This window comes from Pseudomonas syringae pv. tagetis (genome assembly GCF_022557255.1).
GTDB lineage: Bacteria > Pseudomonadota > Gammaproteobacteria > Pseudomonadales > Pseudomonadaceae > Aquipseudomonas > Aquipseudomonas caricapapayae.
On sequence record NZ_CP092923.1, the window covers coordinates 2,422,266 to 2,440,649 of the forward strand.

Consider the following 18,384-nt stretch of genomic DNA (forward strand, 5'->3'; position numbering starts at 1 on the left):
TCATCCGACCGCGTGAAGTTCGTTGAGTCTGTGGATGCCCGCAGTGCCGGTCATACCGTCCCAGTTGTCGCCGCGTCCTTCGCGCCAGCCATTGATCCATGCCTGGCGTACTGACGGTAGAGTAAAAGGGCAAAGCTCACGGGATTTACCATGAACGCCGTATTGATATCCGCGTAAAAATGCTCTTTCCAACGGATCACGCTTAAGTCTTCTCATAGGGTAATGCCCTCGTCTGTTGACTGTAATATCCCTGAGACCCCGTGGTGAGGTCGGGCAGAGTCTTCTGCCGTTGGGGCCCGTTGCCGGCGTCACGGGCCTTTGATGTCATAACCGTTGCGGAGATGACCTGAGACGATTTCTAACCAAAGCCCAGGTCGGTGTGAATGATCGTTTTGTCATAAGCACGTCACATTCAGGTCTGTCGAGCAATAAGCGTGACTGTACTTCAGAGGCGTTTTTTGCTGCAGCCCCGTTGAGGTGGGGGTTTGCAAGCCAGGTGAGATCGCTTATCAGACTCATATGGTGGCCTAGTGCCTTTGCCGCTTAAGCGACGAAGGGTCGTAACGAATGCAGTGGAAATGTGACTTTTTCAGCACGACTTTTTAATTGCGTCTTTTTATTGCCAACATCGTCCCGGCAGATATCTGTTCTAATACGCCCGAAAACTGCCGCAATGAGATGACAGGATCATGCGGTGGACCGGCACACATATGTGCCACGCAGGCGTTCTCCACGAAAGACGCCTGTTCAAATCTGGCAGGGCAATGCGTTGCCCGCCGCTGACGGCTCAGGCCCTGGAATACACATGTCGGATCGCTACGAACTTTTCCTCACTTGCCCCAAAGGCCTTGAAGGTCTGCTTGCCGAGGAGGCCACGGCGCTGGGTCTGCAAGAGACCCGCGAGCATACTTCGGCCATTCGCGGCTCTGCCGATATGGAGACGGCTTACCGGCTGTGTCTCTGGTCGCGGCTGGCCAATCGCGTGTTGCTGGTACTCAAGCGCTTCCCGATGAAGGACGCCGAAGACCTGTACCACGGCGTGCTCGATGTCGAGTGGCAGGATCATCTCGAATCCGATGGCACCATCGCGGTGGAATTCAGTGGTCATGGTTCGGGTATTGATAACACCCACTTCGGTGCATTGAAGGTCAAGGATGCGATCGTCGACAAGCTGCGTACACCGGATGGCGAGCGCCCGTCGGTAGACAAGATCAACCCCGATCTGCGTGTGCACCTGCGTCTGGATCGAGGCGAGGCCATTCTGTCCCTCGACCTCTCCGGTCACAGCCTGCACCAGCGTGGCTATCGCCTGCAGCAAGGCGCTGCGCCGCTGAAGGAAAACCTCGCCGCTGCGATCCTGATCCGCGCCGGCTGGCCGCGCATTGCCGCCGAGGGCGGTGCACTGGCCGACCCTATGTGCGGTGTCGGTACGTTTCTGGTGGAGGCGGGCATGATCGCCGCCGACATCGCCCCGAACATCAAGCGCGAACGCTGGGGCTTTTCTGCCTGGCTCGGTCACGTTCCGGCGCTGTGGCGCAAGCTGCACGACGAAGCGCTGGCACGCGCAGAAGCAGGCCTGGCCAAAACGCCTGCATGGATCCGGGGCTACGAAGCCGATCCGCGGCTTATCCAGCCAGGGCGAAACAACATCGAGCGGGCCGGTCTGAGTGACTGGATCAAGGTCTATCAGGGCGAAGTTGCGACCTTCGAACCGCGTCCGGATCAGAACCAGAAAGGTCTGGTGATCTGTAACCCTCCGTACGGTGAGCGTCTGGGGGATGAGGCCAGCCTGCTGTATCTCTACCAGAATCTGGGCGAGCGCCTCCGTCAAGCCTGTCTTAACTGGGAAGCTGCGGTGTTCACTGGCGCGCCAGACCTGGGCAAGCGGATGGGGATTCGCAGTCACAAACAGTATTCATTCTGGAACGGTGCGTTGCCGTGCAAACTGTTGCTGATCAAGGTCACGCCCGACCAGTTCGTGACGGGCGAGCGTCGCACGCCCGAACAGCGTCAGATCGAGCGCGAAAACCCTGTCGAGGTTGAGGTCGTTGAGAGGAAACTCAACAAGAACGGCAACCCGATCAAGCCGGAACCAGTGGTGGTCGAACAGGCGCGCCTGAGCGAAGGCGGGCAGATGTTTGCCAATCGCCTGCAAAAGAACCTCAAGCTGATGGGCAAGTGGGTACGTCGCGAGGGGATCGATTGCTACCGTGTCTACGACGCCGACATGCCCGAGTATTCGCTGGCGATCGATCTGTATCACGACTGGGTTCATGTTCAGGAATACGCAGCGCCCAAGTCCATTGATCCGGAAAAGGCCTCGGCCCGACTGTTCGATGCGTTGGCGGCCATCCCGCAGGCGCTGAACATCGACAAGAACCGCGTGGTGATCAAGCGTCGCGAGCGGCAGAGCGGCACCAGACAGTACGAGCGCCAAAGCGCCCAGGGCCAGTTTCTGGAAGTCAGCGAAGGCGGCGTCAAGCTGCTGGTCAATCTGACCGATTATCTGGACACTGGTCTGTTTCTCGATCACCGCCCGATGCGCATGCGTCTCCAGCGCGAGGCTTCCGGCAAGCGCTTTCTGAATCTGTTCGCCTACACAGCGACCGCCAGTGTGCATGCCGCGAAGGGCGGCGCGCGCAGCACCACCAGCGTCGACCTGTCCCGCACCTATCTGGACTGGGCGCGTCGCAACCTGTCGCTGAACGGTTTTTCCGACAAGAATCGTCTGGAGCAAGGTGATGTGATGGCCTGGCTGCAGGCCAACCGCGACGAATACGACCTTATTTTCATCGACCCGCCGACGTTCTCCAATTCCAAGCGTATGGAAGGTATTTTTGATGTGCAGCGTGATCAGGTCGAGCTGATCGATCTGGCCATGGCGCGCCTGGCTCCAGGTGGCGTGTTGTACTTCTCCAATAACTTCCGCAAGTTTGTGCTGGATGAAAACCTGAGTCAGCGTTATGCGGTCGAGGATATTACTGCACAAACCATCGATCCGGATTTTGCTCGTAACGGCAAGATTCACCGCGCCTGGAAAATAATGGCGCGAGCCTGATCCCTGCATGCGATGGGCGACTTGTAACAGTTTTGTACGGGTTTGCTCATCGCTTACTATGAAAATTACTGGCGAATAGCTATAACAGAAGTCATAGCCAGCTTGACGCTTCAGCATGTTGGCGTCATGGGTTTCTGTGTATGACAGCGAAACGGTTCAGGCTCAGAATTCTGAGTTTCATCAATGGCCAGCTCTCGGCGTGGCCGGTTGCCGTTTTGGCGTTAATGGTCGGAGCGGCACTGACAGTCATGCTGGCGCTGGCTGACAATGAGCTGTACCAGCGGCAACTGCGCCAGCGCTTCGACATGCTTGCAGCGGAGCGCTTCAGCCGCCTCCAGGAACGTCTGGATCGGCAGGTCACGCGACTGGATACCCTGTGCCGTTTCTTTATTTTTTCCCATCAGGTTGAACAGTCGGAGTTCGACGGCTTTGTCGCGCCGTTGCTGATCGGCACCCAGGCGTATGCCTGGAACCCCAAAGTGCTGTCGACCGACCGGGTTGCTTTCGAAGAGCAGGCACGCGCGGAAGGCTCGGCCGGATACGCCATACGCGAGATGGATGAAACCGGTGCCTTGAAAGCCGCCGGTATGCGGAGCGAGTATTTTCCGGTCCGGTTCATTCAGACTCTCAGCAAAATTCCCACACCGTCAGGGTTCGATATTGCCTCGGAGCCGGTGCGTCATGTCGCTCTCGAGCGCGCGCGTTTGCTCAAGCGCATTGTCGCTACGCCTCGTATCAGTCTGCTGGCGCTGGACCCGTCCGACACCTATGGAATTTTGCTGGTGGCGCCGGTGTTCTCGATTGGCGAGTCGCCATCGGAGTTGCGGGGCTATGTCACTGCAGTCATCAGCCTGGCGCAATTGATGAGCATCGGCACAGCGGAACAGGACAATCTTGCCGTGACCATGCTTGACCTCAGCTCGCCGGCAAAGCCGGAGCAGGTTTATCAGTCGCCAGTCGCGGCGATACATAATCAGTTGTATGCCAGCAGCCTGCTGAGCCTGGGCGACAGGGATTATCTGGTCGAGGTTCGTCCTACGGAGATCTTCAACCAGAGCAACCAGACCATCATGCCGGGTCGGGTACTGTGGCTTGGCGGGCTTTTGAGCCTGATGCTCAGCGCTTTGCTCTACAGCCTGATCAGCCAGCGTCAGCGAGCCTTGCAGCGTGTGGCGCAGCGTACCCGCGAATTGCGTCAGCGCGAGCAACAGCTGAGAGCTGCACACGGGCAATTGCGCAGCGTGCTGGACGCAGCGACCGAAGTGGCGATTATCGCAACCGATCTGGACGGGCTGATCAAGACGTTCAACGTCGGCGCGCAGAAAATGCTGGGTTATTCGCAGGAAGAGGTGCTGGGCAAGTTTCGGCTTATGGACCTTTATCAATCGGCCGAACTGGAGGCCCGCGCGAGCGTGTTGAGCAAGGAGCGGGGGCAGCCGATTACCGCTTCACGTCTGATGTTTCTCGACGCTGTGCAGGACGGTAATCATCCCTCGCAGGAATGGACCCTTCAGCGCAGTGACGGCAGCACGCTCATGGTGAATATGCTGGTCACCGCCGTTCGGGACGATCAGGGGCTATGGACCGGGTATCTGGCTGTGTGCATCGACGTGACTGAGCACAAGCGTGTCAACGAAGCCCTTGCCGAGCAGGGGCAATTGTTGAAAAAGCTGGGCTCGCAGGTGCCTGGCGGTATTTATCAATACCACTTGGCCTTGGACGGCAGCGCACGTTTCAGATACGCCAGCGCCGGCATGTGCGAACTCTTCGAAGTAGACGACGCGCAGTTGCTGGGTGATGCCGAGACTGTTCTGCGACGTATCCAGCCGACGGACCTGACACGGGTCAGAAGCTCGATTCTTGCCAGTGCGAAGCATCTGACCCCCTGGAGCGAAGAATACCGGGTGGATTTGCCACGCAAGGGGCAGCGCTGGCTGCGTTCTGCATCCACGCCGGAACGGCTGGCTGACGGCAGCGTGTTATGGCACGGCTTTGTCTCGGATATCACAGACCTCAAGCGCGTCGAACAGGAGCTGCGTGCACTGTCGGTCACCGATGTGCTGACGGGGGCCTACAATCGTCGCTATTTCCAGGAGCGGATGCAGGCTGAACTGAAAAGGATCGATCGGCACGGCGGTAACCTGTCGGTCATCATGCTCGATATCGATCACTTCAAGCGTATCAATGATCGCTTCGGGCACGCCGCGGGCGATCAGGTGCTCAAGGCGATTTCGGAAAAGATCAGTCAGCGTCTGCGCAGCGATGACGTGTTCTGTCGTCTGGGGGGCGAAGAGTTCATGGTGATCTGCCCTGGCGCACGCGGCTCTCAGGCCTATCAACTGGCCTTGAGCCTGCGCGAGGGGCTGCGCAATCAGGTCATCGAGGGCGTCGATCAGGTGGTCACGGCCAGCTTCGGGATCGCCAGCTGGCGAACGGGCGAGGGTATCGACGCAATGCTGTTGCGCGCCGACTCGGGTGTCTATGCCGCCAAGCAGGCCGGCCGCGATCGCGTCGAACCCGAGCAGATCTGATGCAGACGGACCCGCTTTGCAAGCGGGTCTGCCGAGTGTCTGCTTCGGCCCATTATTGCTGGATCGATACCGTGGTGTTGGTCAGTTTCGGCTGTCGATACAGATCGACCAGCACCTCGTCCAGTATCGAGGATGCGCCAAACGGACGCGGGTCATTGAGGATCGCCACGACCGCCCAGGTGTTGCCGTTGCTGTCGCGGCTGAAGCCGGCAATGGCGCGGACGGTATTCAGGGTGCCGGTCTTGATGTGTGCCTCACCCAGCAGCGGGGTGCGCTTCAGGCGTTTGCGCATCGTGCCGTCGAGACCTGCCAGCGGCATCGAACTCATGAATTCGGCAGCATAGGGGCTGCGCCACGCAGCCTGCAGGATTATGGCCATTTCACGGGCACTGACACGTTCTGCACGCGACAGCCCGGAGCCGTTCTCCATGACCAGGTGCGGCGCGGTGATACCTTTTTTCGCCAGCCACTGACGAATGACGCGTTGTGCGGCCTTGCCGTCGTCACCATCAGCCTCGTTGCGAAACTCTTCGCCCAGGCTCAGGAACAGTTGCTGGGCCATGGTGTTATTGCTGAATTTGTTGATGTCGCGAATCACTTCCACCAGGTCCGGCGAGAACGCCTTGGCCAGCAGCTTGGCATTGCCGGGCAGAACACCCACCCGGTCCTTGCCCTGAATGGTGCCGCCCAGTTCCTGCCAGATGGCCCGCACCGCGCCTGCAGCGTAGGTCGGATGGTCCAGCAGGGAAAGGTAGGTCTGCGAATTGCAGCCGTTGCCCAACTGACCGGTCACCGTCACATTGACGCTGCCGTCAGGCTGGGTGACCGGGTTGTAGCGGACATCCCCGGTGCATTGCCTGGAGGCGCTCGCCTTGACCTGGTTGTCAATGCGAATGCTGGCAATCGGCGGTTCGACCGAAACCAGAATCCTGCCATCGTCGTTGCGGGTCACGAAGCGCAAGGCCTTGAGGTTGACCATCAGCGCGTCGGGCTTGACCAGAAACGGCTTGTTATCGTCATTGCCGTCGTCGTTGAACTCCGGCAATTGCGGTTGCACAAAATGGCTGCGGTCCAGTACCAGGTCCCCGGTCACTTGCTGTACCCCGTTGGCGCGCAGATCACGCATCAGCAGCCAGAGCTTTTCCATGTTCAGCTTGGGATCGCCACCGCCCTTGAGGTACAGATTGCCGCGCAGCACGCCGTTGCTCAGGGTACCGTCGGTGAAGAATTCGGTTTTCCACTGGTGGGTAGGGCCGAGCATTTCGAGTGCGGCGTAGGTCGTGATCAGCTTCATGGTGGAAGCCGGATTGACCGATACGTCGGCGTTGAACACGGTCGGTGTGCCTGGACCGTTAAGCGGCAACATGACCAGCGAGAGCGCTTCATCGCCGAGCTTGCTGGCTTTCAGAGCCTGCTGAACCTTGGGGGGCAACGTGGTGTTGATGACGGCAGCGTAGGAGGGTAGAGCCAGTGGCAAAAGGAGTGACGCGAGCAACAATGGACGTAGCGACTTGATCATTGAATAAAACCCTACTGCAAAGAGGGAAATAAAAAAGAGGGCATGGATGAATTCCCTCGGTAACTATTTCGATGCGATGGTGATAACTATAGTAGTGAATGCGAGGCGGGCTTTTTTGTAACACATGATGCCACGCATGAAACGATGCGCATTATGCCCCAAGCAGGGCAGGCTTGTGATAGGGGGCAAGCGGGTAAACGGTATTTTTTATCAATCGGGTCCGCATCGCTGCCGCAACACCGGATGTCCATTGCGGACCGTAATTGTCGGGCTTTTAAATCGCCAAGCTGGTAAAGTGCCGCCCGATATTTATTGATGAGGATTGTCCCATGGCCACTAACCGCTCCCGCCGTCTGCGCAAAAAACTGTGTGTGGACGAGTTCCAGGAATTGGGTTTCGAACTGAACCTGGACTTCAAGCAAGAGCTGGATGACAAGGCAATCGACGCTTTCCTTGACGCTTTCCTTAAAGAAGCAATGGAAGCCAACGGTCTTGGTTATGTGGGCGGCGACGACTTCGGTCTGGTTTGCCTGAGCAAGCGTGGCTCGGTCAGCGAAGAGCAGCGTGCAGCTGTTGAAGCCTGGCTCAAAGGCCGCAGCGAACTGACAGAAGTCACCGTCAGCCCGCTGATCGACGTCTGGTACCCGGAAAAAGAAATCAACCCGGCCGCCTGATGTAACGGGAAGCGGGCAACGCCTGCTTCCCTTGCTGTTCCCTGCCTGTCCCCCTCGCTACACCTTCGCCGCAGCGCCTTTAGTCATCAGCTTTTGCCTGTTGCAGAATCAGCGCGTCTTCCAGCTCTATCATTGCCAGTTCGACAACCTGTTGGCAGAGACGCAACTGTTCATCCGGCATGCCAGGTTCGCAGGCCTGTTCAAGCGCCTCGCAGGCATCGACCAGCCTCGAAGCACTGATGATGCGCGCTGCACCTTTGATCCTGTGGGCCAGGTCGCGAGTTTTATCGCGATTGTCTTCCGGCGTCAGTCTGGCCAGCAATAACCGGTCCTCGTGGTTGCTCTGCCGTAATTGTGTAAGCAGGCGTTCAACCATTTCCGGCCGGTCACCGGTCAGGTTGCTGACGCTGTCGAGGCTGAACGGAAGGGGCGTGTGCGCCAGTGGTGAAATGGCTGCCAGCCGTTCGCTGAGCATCGAAAGGCTGATGGGTTTGAACAGGCAGTCGTCCATGCCCGCTGCACGACAGCGCTCGATTTCATCAGGCTGCGCATTGGCCGTGAAGCCCCAGACGGGACAGCGTGGCTGGTCGTCGGCGCTTTCGAGGGCGCGGATTGCAGTGGTCATGTCATAGCCATTCATGACCGGCATGTTGCAATCGGCGACCACCAGGTCAAATGTGTCGGTCTTCCAGCGCTCAAGCCCTTGTGCGCCGTTTTCGGCCATTTCGCAGTGATGGCCGAGAAAGCCGAGCTGCTGGCAAAGCAGCAGCCGGTTGGCCGGATGGTCGTCGACGATCAGGATCCTGAGCGTCTGATGAGCCACGGCGGCCGGTGGCGCAGCAACGGGCTGTCCGGTCAGCGGCTCAAGTGTGGTCAGCACCAGATTCATGCTGATCCGTGTGCCATGGCCTGGCGTGCTGTCGAGCGAGAGGTCGCCGCCCATCATCATGCACAGACTGCGGCAGATCACCAGCCCCAGACCTGCACCGGTGCGCGCCATCTGCCCGCTGTTGTCAGCCTGGGCGAAGGGTTCGAACAAGCGCTGCTGGTCCTCGCTGCTGATCCCGATGCCGCTGTCCTGAACGGTAATGTGCAGGTGCAGCATTTGCGGGTCCGGACTCTCGGCGGCCTGCAGTCCGATCCTGATGCGCCCCATCGGGGTGAACTTGATCGCGTTGCTCACCAGGTTGGACAGTATCTGCTTGAAACGCAGCGGGTCGATCAGTACATCGGCGTTGATCCTGCTGTCCAGCTCCAACACTAGATCGAGGTCCTTCTGGCGGGCCAGGCCGTCGAATACCCTGAGTACCGACTCCACCAGTTGACGCAGGTTGGCGCGCTCCGGATTCAGCGACAGCCTTCCCGATTCGATGCGCGCGATATCGAGAATGTCGCCGATCAGGTCCAGCAGATCGTTGGCCGAACTGTAGGCAACTTCGATGGCAGAACGGTCCAACTCGCCATGATCGGCACGTTTGAGCGCCAGTTCGAGCATTCCGATCACCGCATTCATGGGCGTGCGGATTTCATGGCTCATGGTGGCAAGAAACGTGCTTTTGGCCCGACTGGCGGCGTCAGCCTGTTCCTTGGCGGCCTGCAGGTCTTCAATGAGCTGGCGTCGCTCGCTGATATCGATCCAGCCGCCAATGATGCCCTGTACCTCGCCCAGCGAGTCCCGAAAGGGCAGGATCCAGTGGTAGATGGTCAATTGCCGGTCGCCAATGTGCAGCGGACGGTCAAGGATCAGTGCGGTATTGCTGGCCATGACGCGTTGATAGTCGGCAGCGTATTCCCGCGCTTCGAAGGCATTGCCCAGTACCCCTTCGGTGGCACTCTTGCCGATGATGTCTTCGCGTTGTGCTGAGAAGACTCTGAGGTAGCTGTCATTGCACATGCGCAGCATGCCTTCGCGATCCCGCACGTAAATTGGATGAGGCGTACCTTCGACCAGCGCCCGCATGAATTCGAACTGATCGCCCAAGGCCCGCTCCGCTGCCTCGCGTTGACGGATCTGCCGCCGCATCCAGGCATTCCAGGCCAGCAGGCCGAGCAGCAAGAGGCCTGCACCGATCAGAATCTGATAGATCAGACGCTCGTAGTCATGCCAGTTGGCACTTGAAGGGGTGTACACTCGCCACCGATTATTGATCGCTGCCAGATCCTGCGGGGCAATGCTCGATAGCGCTTTGTCTAGAATAGAGCTCAGCTCGATGGCGTTGCGTGAGGTTGCCATTGAGATCAGTGCCGGATCCTCACCAATGGTGGCAGTCATCTGCAGGCGCTCTTCAAAGATGCCGGAAGACAGAAAGTAGTCTGCGCTGAGCAGCGAGATGACTGCGCCTTCCGTTCTGCCCAGCGACAGCATGTCCAGCGCCTGGAACGGGTTGTCGATTTCCAGTGGCACGACTCTTGGGTATTTGCGGCGCAGCCAGTCCAGCATCGGACTGCCCTGGGTAATTGCCAGGCGCTTGCCGTCCATCTGTTCCAGGTAGCTGGGCGAGCCTTGATCCTTGCGGGTGACCAGCACAAACGAGTTGTCGATATAGGGCCGGGTGAAGCTCAAGCGGTCCTCGCGCTCATCGCTGGACACCAGCGCGCCGATCATGTCCGCCCGGCCTTCGCCGACCTGGCTCAGCATGTCGGTCAGGCTGGGCGAGCGTTTGACGTCGAACCTGAGCCCGGTACGCAGGCGTACCAGTTCAAGCAGGTCAGCGGTTATGCCGCGAAAATTGCCCTTGGCATCGAAGAACGTCAGCGGAGCGTACGCTTCGTTGACCACCACGCGTACGGTAGGGTGCTGAGCGATCCAGCGTTCCTCGCGTTGCGTCAGTTGCAGCTTCTGGTCAGTGAGCATCAGATCGCTGCCCGTGCTCCAGCGTCTGGAAATATTGATGCGCTCATCGACGGGGATCGCTTTCAGCGTCTGGTTGATGACCCCGAGCAGTTGTGTATTTCCATTACTGACAGCGAAGCTGAAGCCATTGGGCTCGTGCTTGCCGAAGTTCGACATCTGCACATTGTTCAGATAACCCTTGTTGATGATGTACTGTGTGGAAATCGTATCGCCCAGAAAGACATCGGCCTGATTGAAGGCCACAGCATTGATGGCGTTCTGAAATGAGGGATAGGTCTTGAGCGTTGCACCGGGGTACGTTGCCTCGACCTCTGCAGGCGGCAGGTAGTGATAGACCATGCTCAGGCGCATGCCTTTCAAGCCATCGTCCAGGGGGCGGGTTTCACCTACCCGGGTCACCAGCACGGGCTGGTCCACCGAGTAGGGCTGTGACAACCTGATATTGCGATCGACCGCTTCGAAACCGTTGGCAGTGCCCAGCAGGTCGACCTGGCCTGCGACCAGGGCCTTGATCGCAGCCTCGCGGTTTTCAAAGCGCTGGACCCTGATCGGCAAGTCCAGTGCGTCCGAAATGATGCCCGCGTAATCGGCAGTGATACCTTCATAATCGTTGCCCGAGATCGTGATGTCGAAGGGCGGATAATCGGGGTTCGAGGTGCCCAGAATAAGTTCGCGTTGACCGCGTACCCACTGCCATTGGCTGCCGTCCAGCTTCACATCCATGTGTGCAGGGCTCGAACGACCGAGCAGGGTGTAGTGTTCGGCCGCATGGATACCGGACTGAACACCCCAGCCCATGCACAGGCCTGTGGCCAGTATTAATAATTGTCTGAAGCGCTTGGGCATCCGGTTTCTCACACTAGCGCGTTGCGTTTTGCCATCTCGATAAGTTCTACCAAGGTTCTGGTTTTCAGTTTTTGCATAAGTCGTGTTTTGTAAGTGCTGACGGTCTTGTTGCTGAGAAACATGCCCTTGGCTATTTCCTTGTTGGAGCGGCCTTGCGCAAATAATTGCAACACCATCAGTTCGCGATCATTGACCAACTTGAACAGTTCCAGCTCGTTCGTCTGTCCGTCTTCACGAACGGCACACGTCAATGCCTGACTGGGAAAGTAATTGTAGCCGGATAATACCGCTTTCACCGAACTGAGCAGTTCACTCAGGTCTTCCTGCTTGCAAACATAACCGGAAGCGCCGGATTGCATGCAGCGAATGGCAAACAGGTTGGGGGTTTGCGAGGTCAGCACCAGGATCTTGGAGGTCAGCCCCATGGTGTTGAAACGGGCCAGCACCTCAAGGCCGTCGAGCTTGGGAATGCTGATGTCGAGGATGATAAGGTCAGGCATGCATTCGCGAACCATTTGCATGGCGTCGACGCCATTATCGGTTTCGCCCACCACTACATAATTTTCGTTTTCCAGAAGCATTTTGACTGCCATCCGAATAACCGGATGGTCGTCGATGATAAAAACTGAGTTCATATTCCATTCCATAACAAGCGGTGAAGAAAGCGCGCACCTTAGCTCAGATGTTCGGGCAGGCACATAAAGAGACTTGCTCGGCAGGCATATATAGGAAAAGTCCTACAATAATTAGCGTATCGGAGTACGTAAAAACCTACGTTGAACACAAACGTGTTTAAACGTTAACGCTTATGTCGGCGTGTGTTTGGTTATTGATGCACGGGTTGTTTATTACTTCCTGGAATCATCAGTCGTGTGCGTTGATGATTTCCTACGTATCCGACTGTAAATTCACAATCGCCTCGGTCTTTCCATCAACGGGCATATTCATAGTTGCCGTGCGTTTCTAAAACCGTGTAGACAGGCCTTCCGACGTCAGTCAGCGCTGTGTGTCAGCAGCTGGATGAGGTCGGGGCCATGCAGGGGCTTGCTCAGGCAGCCGAGCAAGGGCAGATCTCGCTCACTGGCGAGCTGCTTCAGGGTTTCAAGCTGTACGTCGGGCAAACCGCTGAGAAGTATGGCTTGGCGCAGCAAGCCTTGACGGGCTGCCTCGTCGATCAGGTCCAGGCCTGACATGTCCGGCAGACACTGGTCGCATAGCAAAAGCCCGTAGGGCTCGGGGCTGCGCTGCATGGCGGCCATGGCTTCTGCGGCCGTAAGGGCGGGAGTCAGGAGGAAGTAGCCCTGATTGTTGAGCAGCACCTGAGTGGCGATCAATTGGAACGGATGATCCTCCACCAAGAGGATGCGCAGGCTGTGTGTGGACATGTGGTTTCCGGAAAGGCCCTGGCGAGGCGTTCAAACCCCGCAGGCAGCGTGCGGACTCGTCGGTATCGCAGGCGGATGGATGGATGCGCCGGGGTGGCAGTTGAAGTGGCTGCAATTATTGAGGGATGCAAGAAAAGCTGCGATAGGACTCGTCTGACATGCATGTAGGGCGTGTCTGAGTTTTACGAGGTAATCACGTCTGACCAGCGTTGTACCTGCCTGCGCTCAGGTACAACACTGGTCGATCAGGGTCAGATCTGTCCGGAACGGCCGGTCATTTCCCGGGCCATTTCACTGGCGTAACTATCAGTCATCCCGGCAATGAAGTCGATCATGCGCAGGAAGGAGGCATGCAACGGTGCCTTGGGATCTGGCGCGCTGTTGCCCAGCAGGTCGAGGATGCGTCGGTGCTTGAAGGAAGGCGTTCTGCCACCGAACTGTTCAACCGCCGCACCGCAGAAGGCGTTGAGGAGAATTTCCAGTGTGGTATAGGCACCAATTTCATGCAGCGTCTTGCGCTTGTCCTGAAAGATTTTCTTGCGAGCCATGTCCTTGGCATTCAGCACACAACGTTTGGCCGGCCCATGCATATGCTCGACCAGATCCCCCGAAAGCGTACCGGCCAGCAGGGCATCCTGTTGCTCGACGAATGCTCTGGCGGCTGCGTTGGTCAGGTGCTCGATAGCCTTGCCTCGCAGAATGGCCAGCTTGCGCCGTCGTGAATCGCCCGGGCCCAGCTGCCGATAGGTTTCCGGAAGGTCATCGCCGACCAGCCCAAGCAAGAGCGACTCCACTTCTGCATACTCCAGCAGGTCCATCTCCAGACCGTCTTCCAGGTCGATCAGCGCGTAACAGATGTCATCGGCGGCTTCCATCAGGTAGACCAGTGGATGGCGCGCCCAGCGCTGCTCTTCAAGCTGTGGCAAACCCAGCTTGCCGGCGATTTGCTCGAGGATCGGCAGCTCGCTCTGATAACAGCCGAACTTATGCTTTTTATAGCCCAGCGAGTCTGCGTGGCGAGCGGTCCACGGGTATTTGAGATAGGTGCCCAGCGTGGCGTAGGTCAGGCGAGTGCCGCCATCGAACTGATGGTATTCCAGCTGCGTCAGTACCCGAAATCCCTGGGCATTGCCCTCGAAGTTGAGAAAGTCGTTGCGCTCGGTTTCGCTCATCGCGTCGAGCCAGCCACGTCCGGCGGCTTGATTGAACCAGTTGCGAATCGCATCTTCGCCCGAGTGGCCGAACGGAGGGTTGCCGATGTCATGCGCCAGGCAGGCGGACTGAATCACCATTCCCAGGTCGCTTGGATCGCACCAGTCGGGCAAGGCAGAGCGCAGGGTTTCACCAACACGCATGCCCAGTGAACGGCCGACGCAGCTGACTTCCAGAGAGTGGGTAAGGCGAGTATGGATATGATCGTTGCTGGACACCGGATGGACCTGGGTCTTGCGTCCCAGACGGCGAAAGGCACCGGAAAAAATGATTCGGTCATGGTCTTTGTGAAACGGACTGCGTCCCAGTTCTTCGGGGCTGTGCAGTGTTTTGCCAAGTCGTTCGCGGTTAAGCAGGGTTTGCCAATCCAAGGCGTTCACTCCGTCAGTAATAGTGGCCGTAGCTTCCCGGTTCGACACGTCTGTCGCAAGGCCTGAAGCGTCGACAGATGAAAACAGTCCCGCGGGAAAAACAAATGCCTGCACCGGCAGGCCGGGGCAGGCATTTGTCAAAGGCATAATTCACACGAACAACCTGACGCAATCAGAGTCGGCGATTGCGATTCTGAATGGCACGACTCTGCATGGCGACTTTGATCAATGGCGTCAATGTGATGCCCAGCTTCAACAGACGACCCAGCAAGCTGGTACGGCCGGTCTTGGCGCGTTTGCCGCTCAGAAAGCCCAGCAGGGCAACCGAACCCACTCCCCAGAGTGGCGCGTGGCGAAAGCCGAGTGCGCTTTTCCAGTCGTGGCGAATTCCGCGGAAGCGTTGCAAAGGCTGCAGCAGTTGCGTCGATTCGTGGCGGATCTCCTGGCGATGCATCTCCATGCGCAGGCGGATCAGTGCCTTGCGCAGTTCTCGACGTGTATTGCTCTGGTGCGACTTGGGTTCACTCATGGCATCAATCGCTCACGGTCGTTGGCCAGCTCTTCGAGGGTTGCGTGGAACGGTGAAGACTCGTCGAAAATTGCTGCCTTCAAGCGCAATCCGCAGAAGATGGCGGCGAGCAGGTAGAACGTGCACAGGCCTACGATACCTGCCAGACGGTAGCTGTCCCACAGGACGATCAACAGCAAGGCCGACAGACCGGTAAGCAGCAACAGGCCGAAAACCAGCGCCAGACCCGCGAACAGCAGCAGACTGACCGTTCGTGCCTTTTGCTCCTGCAGTTCGATACCGAACAGCTCGACGTGAGTGTGCAGCAGGCCAAGGAATGCAGCGCCGAGACGCCGCGGTGAAGAGCCCGGAGTTCCCTCGGGCGGTGCTGATTCCGTTCCCAGAGTCATGATGTTAGCGCCTTGTAGCCAGCAGGCCGATCAGAAAGCCGACACCTGCGGCGATACCGACTGACTGCCAGGGGTTGTTCTGAACGTAATCTTCGGTAGCGATCACAGCGGCCTCACCACGCTCGCGCAACGAGTCTTCAGTGGTCTTCAGCGTTTCCTTGGCACGCAGCAGGCTTTCGCGAATCTGGGCACGCAGTTCATCGGCCTGATCACCTGCCAGAGACGCGGTATGCGCGAGCAGTTTCTCAGTGTCGGCAACCAGTACCTGGAAGTCGGCTCTCAGGATTTCCTGAGCATTCTGTGCGGTTTGGCGGGCCATGATTTTCTCCGTTTGGGTGGCATATGGATGTTTCGAGTACCGGTGATTCCTGAAGGTTCACTTCGATTGCCCTATCGTTCGATCGGGCTGGGCGGTGCCGCTGCACCTTACTCCAAAAGTATCGGTCAGGAAAAACCGCAACACGTTGAAGATTGGGGTTCCGTATTTCTGGCCATTGGCTATGCTCCACACGCGTGACTGCATGCGTGGTGCGCGACAGGTGAGCTGAATGGAGAGAGGCATGGAGCGGCTGTATTCCCTGCAAGGGCTCAGGGGCGTAGCTGTCCTTGGCGTGGTCTTGTTTCACATGATGTCGGTAGAGAGCAAGTTTTCCGGTGGTGACATTCTGCTCCCGCCACTGCTCGATTTCTTCCAGTTGGGTGTCGATCTGTTTTTCGTCATAAGTGGCTTCGTGATGGTGATTGTCAGCCGTGGCCGGTTTCAGAGCGCAGGCGAGGCCCGGCGTTTTCTGTTCAATCGGGTGTCGCGGATCTACCCTACGTACTGGCTGTATTTTTTCATCACGCTGGCGGTCTATCTGGTGCAGCCTGGCATGGTCAATAGCGGGCACGGGTCGTCCAGTCTGATCATGTCTTTCCTGCTGTTGCCCAACGATAAAGTGCTGCTGGTGATGGTCGCCTGGTCGCTGCTGTTCGAGCTCTGGTTCTACGTCGTGTTTTCCGGTTTTCTGGTATTTCACGAGCGCAGCCTGCCGCTTTTGCTCGGCGGATGGGCGTTGACCATTACCGTATTCAACGCGGTGGCCGACTGGCAGGACTATTCCCCCGCACTGAAGATTATTCTGCACCCCTACGCCCTTGAATTCATTCTCGGCGCAGCGCTGGCCTTGTTCTTTTACGGTCGTCACAGTGCACGCGTGCCGACGGCTGCCGTCCTGGTTTCGTTGGGGATCGCACTGTTGCTGGCCGTGCCGCTTATCGGTTACTACCGGTTATACGACAGTCAGGGCTTGTTGCGCATGCTCGCCGTCGGGGGGACGTTTGGCATGCTGGTACTGAACCTCGCCTTACTCGAGCGTCGTCGACAGCTGGTCGTGCCGAGGTTTCTAGTCTCTGTAGGCGATATGTCCTACACAATTTATCTGTCTCATCTGCTGGTACTGGGCGTGATCGGGCGGGTCTGGAGCCTGGTGGGTGCCTGGCCCGAAAGCTACCTGGACAACCTGTTCTTCGCACTGCTGATGATGACGGCAGCGGTGTGCTACGGCTGGGTCGGTTACCGTTGTTTCGAAAAGCCGGTGCTGGACCGCGCCAACGCTTTCAGCAAGACGCATTTCCGGGTGTCGACGTGATCACTGGGTGCGCCTAAAATAATTTTCGGTTGCAGATTGGCCGAGGATCATTTTCATGCCACCCGAATGTCAGCTGTTCAGCACCCTGGGATGCCCTCTTTGTGAGGTTGCCGAATCCGTTTTGTTGCCGTTTGCGATCGAACATGGCCTGCTGGTCGAGCTGGTGGACATCTGCGAGGATGAGCAACTGTTCGAGCGTTACGAGTTGCGCGTTCCGGTGCTGCGCCGGGTCGATACTGGCGATGAACTGGATTGGCCTTTCGACGCCCCTCAAGTGGCGTCCTTTCTCAGTCGTTGAGCTGCGTTTCTTTTTATTCCCCGGATCCGACACGTATTGAATATCGATACCCGCATCAAATTTCGCCATTTGGTCTGCTTTCTCGAGGTGGCCCGGCAGGGCAGTCTGGCGCGTGCGTCCGACATCCTGGCGATCAGTCAGCCTGCATTGTCAAAAAGTCTCAAGGAACTGGAAAGCCTGCTGGCGACCACCTTGTTCGTGCGTAGCAAGAGCGGCGCGGCGCTTACCGAGGCTGGCGTGGCGTTCATGCGCTTCGCCGGGCCCAGCGTTCAGGCCCTGCGCGAGGGCGTAAGCAGCTTGCGCTCCGGGGAGCACGAAACCGTGACGGCAAGGCTGGGCGTGCTGTCCACGGCCGAAAGCCTTCTGGTTCCGGAGGTCGTCCATCGCCTGCACGAACGGCACCCGGCGTTGATCGTCAGCGTGATGACCGGCCCCAGTGCTTACTTGCTGTCGCAACTGAGGGTAGGGGAGCTGGACCTGGTGGTCGGGCGCATGACTGACAGTCCGCAGATTCAGGGGCTGACCTTCGAACATCTGTACAACGAGTCGATGACCCTGGTGGTACGTAGCGATCATCCGTTACTGGCCGCGCCACTCAAGCCGGAAAGTCTGGGGCAGTTCCCGCTGGTACTGCCGCTTGCCGGTACGACTATCCGCAAGTTTGCCGACAGCCTGTTCGTGCAGTGCGGTATCCGCATGCCGCGTCAGCGCCTTGAAACACTTTCGCTTACGTTGAGCCGTCGCTATGTACAGTGCAGCGACGCGATCTGGATCGCCCCGCTGGATGCCGTGTCGCTGGAGTTGCAGGGCGGCACGCTGGTAGAGCTGGACATGGGAATTCGCGAGCCGGGTGGTTCTGTGGGCCTGTGCAGTAATCCGGCCTTGCCGCTGACGCGCGCAGCGCAATGGTGTGTGGATGAGTTACGAGGCGTCGGAGAGGCGTATCGCAAAGAGCAGTATCCATAACCATTCGGTTATGGATGGCGGGTTTTATTTCATTTCTCTGTAAGTATGAATCGCGCGACACTTCGCCGCAGCCTGTAGCGCAAGCGATCGACGCCTGCGCGCTTACTTATAAGAAAAAGGA

16 protein-coding genes are annotated in these 18,384 nt (G+C 58.1%); 7 read left to right on the plus strand and 9 right to left on the minus strand.

The features are described from left to right. Complete coding sequence (gene rmf, locus MME58_RS10800; RefSeq protein ID WP_002553055.1) at positions 1-216, minus strand: ribosome modulation factor; 216 nt, start codon at positions 214-216, stop codon at positions 1-3. A 589-nt stretch (positions 217-805) separates the two neighbouring features. Between rmf and rlmKL the strand changes: the two genes are divergently transcribed. Both rlmKL and MME58_RS10810 read left to right on the plus strand, forming a co-directional pair. After that, positions 806-3,058, plus strand: coding sequence for a bifunctional 23S rRNA (guanine(2069)-N(7))-methyltransferase RlmK/23S rRNA (guanine(2445)-N(2))-methyltransferase RlmL (gene rlmKL, locus MME58_RS10805; protein ID WP_054985913.1), 2,253 nt, complete (start codon positions 806-808; stop codon positions 3,056-3,058). A 140-nt stretch (positions 3,059-3,198) separates the two neighbouring features. Further along, on the plus strand, positions 3,199-5,589 hold the full coding sequence (locus MME58_RS10810) for a sensor domain-containing diguanylate cyclase (RefSeq protein ID WP_055006467.1): 2,391 nt from the start codon (positions 3,199-3,201) through the stop codon (positions 5,587-5,589). A gap of 52 nt (positions 5,590-5,641) precedes the next feature. On the opposite strand, the gene dacB is transcribed toward MME58_RS10810, so the two are convergent. Then, the gene (dacB, locus tag MME58_RS10815) at positions 5,642-7,108 is read right to left on the minus strand and encodes a D-alanyl-D-alanine carboxypeptidase/D-alanyl-D-alanine endopeptidase (protein ID WP_055006466.1); all 1,467 of its coding nucleotides are present in this window, start codon (positions 7,106-7,108) and stop codon (positions 5,642-5,644) included. A gap of 329 nt (positions 7,109-7,437) precedes the next feature. Between dacB and MME58_RS10820 the strand changes: the two genes are divergently transcribed. Beyond that, a complete protein-coding gene (locus tag MME58_RS10820) occupies positions 7,438-7,782 on the plus strand; it encodes a YggL family protein (RefSeq protein WP_003346101.1) in 345 nt (114 codons plus the stop codon). 79 nt (positions 7,783-7,861) lie between these two features. Here MME58_RS10820 and MME58_RS10825 read toward each other — a convergent pair whose 3' ends face one another. The 7 genes from MME58_RS10825 to MME58_RS10855 all read right to left on the minus strand — a co-directional run bounded on the left by MME58_RS10825 (position 7,862) and on the right by MME58_RS10855 (position 15,687). Next, positions 7,862-11,482 carry a transporter substrate-binding domain-containing protein gene (locus tag MME58_RS10825; protein WP_082427527.1) on the minus strand — a complete coding sequence of 1,207 codons (3,621 nt, stop codon included), beginning with the start codon at positions 11,480-11,482 and terminating at the stop codon, positions 7,862-7,864. Between the two features lie 8 nt (positions 11,483-11,490). Continuing rightward, entirely contained in the window at positions 11,491-12,117 is a 627-nt protein-coding gene (locus MME58_RS10830) for a response regulator transcription factor (RefSeq protein ID WP_054985406.1), read from the minus strand. A 357-nt stretch (positions 12,118-12,474) separates the two neighbouring features. Further along, positions 12,475-12,867 (minus strand): response regulator, encoded by a 393-nt coding sequence (locus tag MME58_RS10835; protein ID WP_054985407.1) that lies wholly within the window; start codon positions 12,865-12,867, stop codon positions 12,475-12,477. Between the two features lie 251 nt (positions 12,868-13,118). Then, positions 13,119-14,450 carry a deoxyguanosinetriphosphate triphosphohydrolase gene (locus MME58_RS10840; protein WP_055006464.1) on the minus strand — a complete coding sequence of 444 codons (1,332 nt, stop codon included), beginning with the start codon at positions 14,448-14,450 and terminating at the stop codon, positions 13,119-13,121. Between the two features lie 172 nt (positions 14,451-14,622). Continuing rightward, entirely contained in the window at positions 14,623-14,979 is a 357-nt protein-coding gene (locus MME58_RS10845; RefSeq protein WP_002553116.1) for a hypothetical protein, read from the minus strand. Continuing rightward, positions 14,976-15,368: a phage holin family protein gene (locus MME58_RS10850; protein ID WP_002553117.1), complete on the minus strand. Its 393-nt coding sequence runs from the start codon at positions 15,366-15,368 to the stop codon at positions 14,976-14,978. Before MME58_RS10850 ends, MME58_RS10845 begins: the two co-directional genes overlap by 4 nt. A 4-nt stretch (positions 15,369-15,372) precedes the next feature. Next, positions 15,373-15,687, minus strand: coding sequence for an ElaB/YgaM/YqjD family protein (locus tag MME58_RS10855; protein ID WP_002553118.1), 315 nt, complete (start codon positions 15,685-15,687; stop codon positions 15,373-15,375). Between the two features lie 66 nt (positions 15,688-15,753). On the opposite strand from MME58_RS10855, the gene MME58_RS27455 reads away from it, so the two are divergent. The 4 genes from MME58_RS27455 to pcaQ are packed head-to-tail and all read left to right on the plus strand — an operon-like array spanning position 15,754 to position 18,263. Next, positions 15,754-15,885, plus strand: coding sequence for a hypothetical protein (locus tag MME58_RS27455; protein ID WP_259641481.1), 132 nt, complete (start codon positions 15,754-15,756; stop codon positions 15,883-15,885). Positions 15,886-15,928: 43 nt separating this feature from the next. Further along, positions 15,929-16,999 carry an acyltransferase family protein gene (locus tag MME58_RS10860; RefSeq protein ID WP_055006463.1) on the plus strand — a complete coding sequence of 357 codons (1,071 nt, stop codon included), beginning with the start codon at positions 15,929-15,931 and terminating at the stop codon, positions 16,997-16,999. 55 nt (positions 17,000-17,054) lie between these two features. Next, the gene (locus tag MME58_RS10865) at positions 17,055-17,297 is read left to right on the plus strand and encodes a glutaredoxin family protein (protein WP_055006462.1); all 243 of its coding nucleotides are present in this window, start codon (positions 17,055-17,057) and stop codon (positions 17,295-17,297) included. A 36-nt stretch (positions 17,298-17,333) separates the two neighbouring features. Further along, on the plus strand, positions 17,334-18,263 hold the full coding sequence (gene pcaQ / locus MME58_RS10870; RefSeq protein WP_055006461.1) for a pca operon transcription factor PcaQ: 930 nt from the start codon (positions 17,334-17,336) through the stop codon (positions 18,261-18,263). Positions 18,264-18,384: the final 121 nt, after the last annotated feature.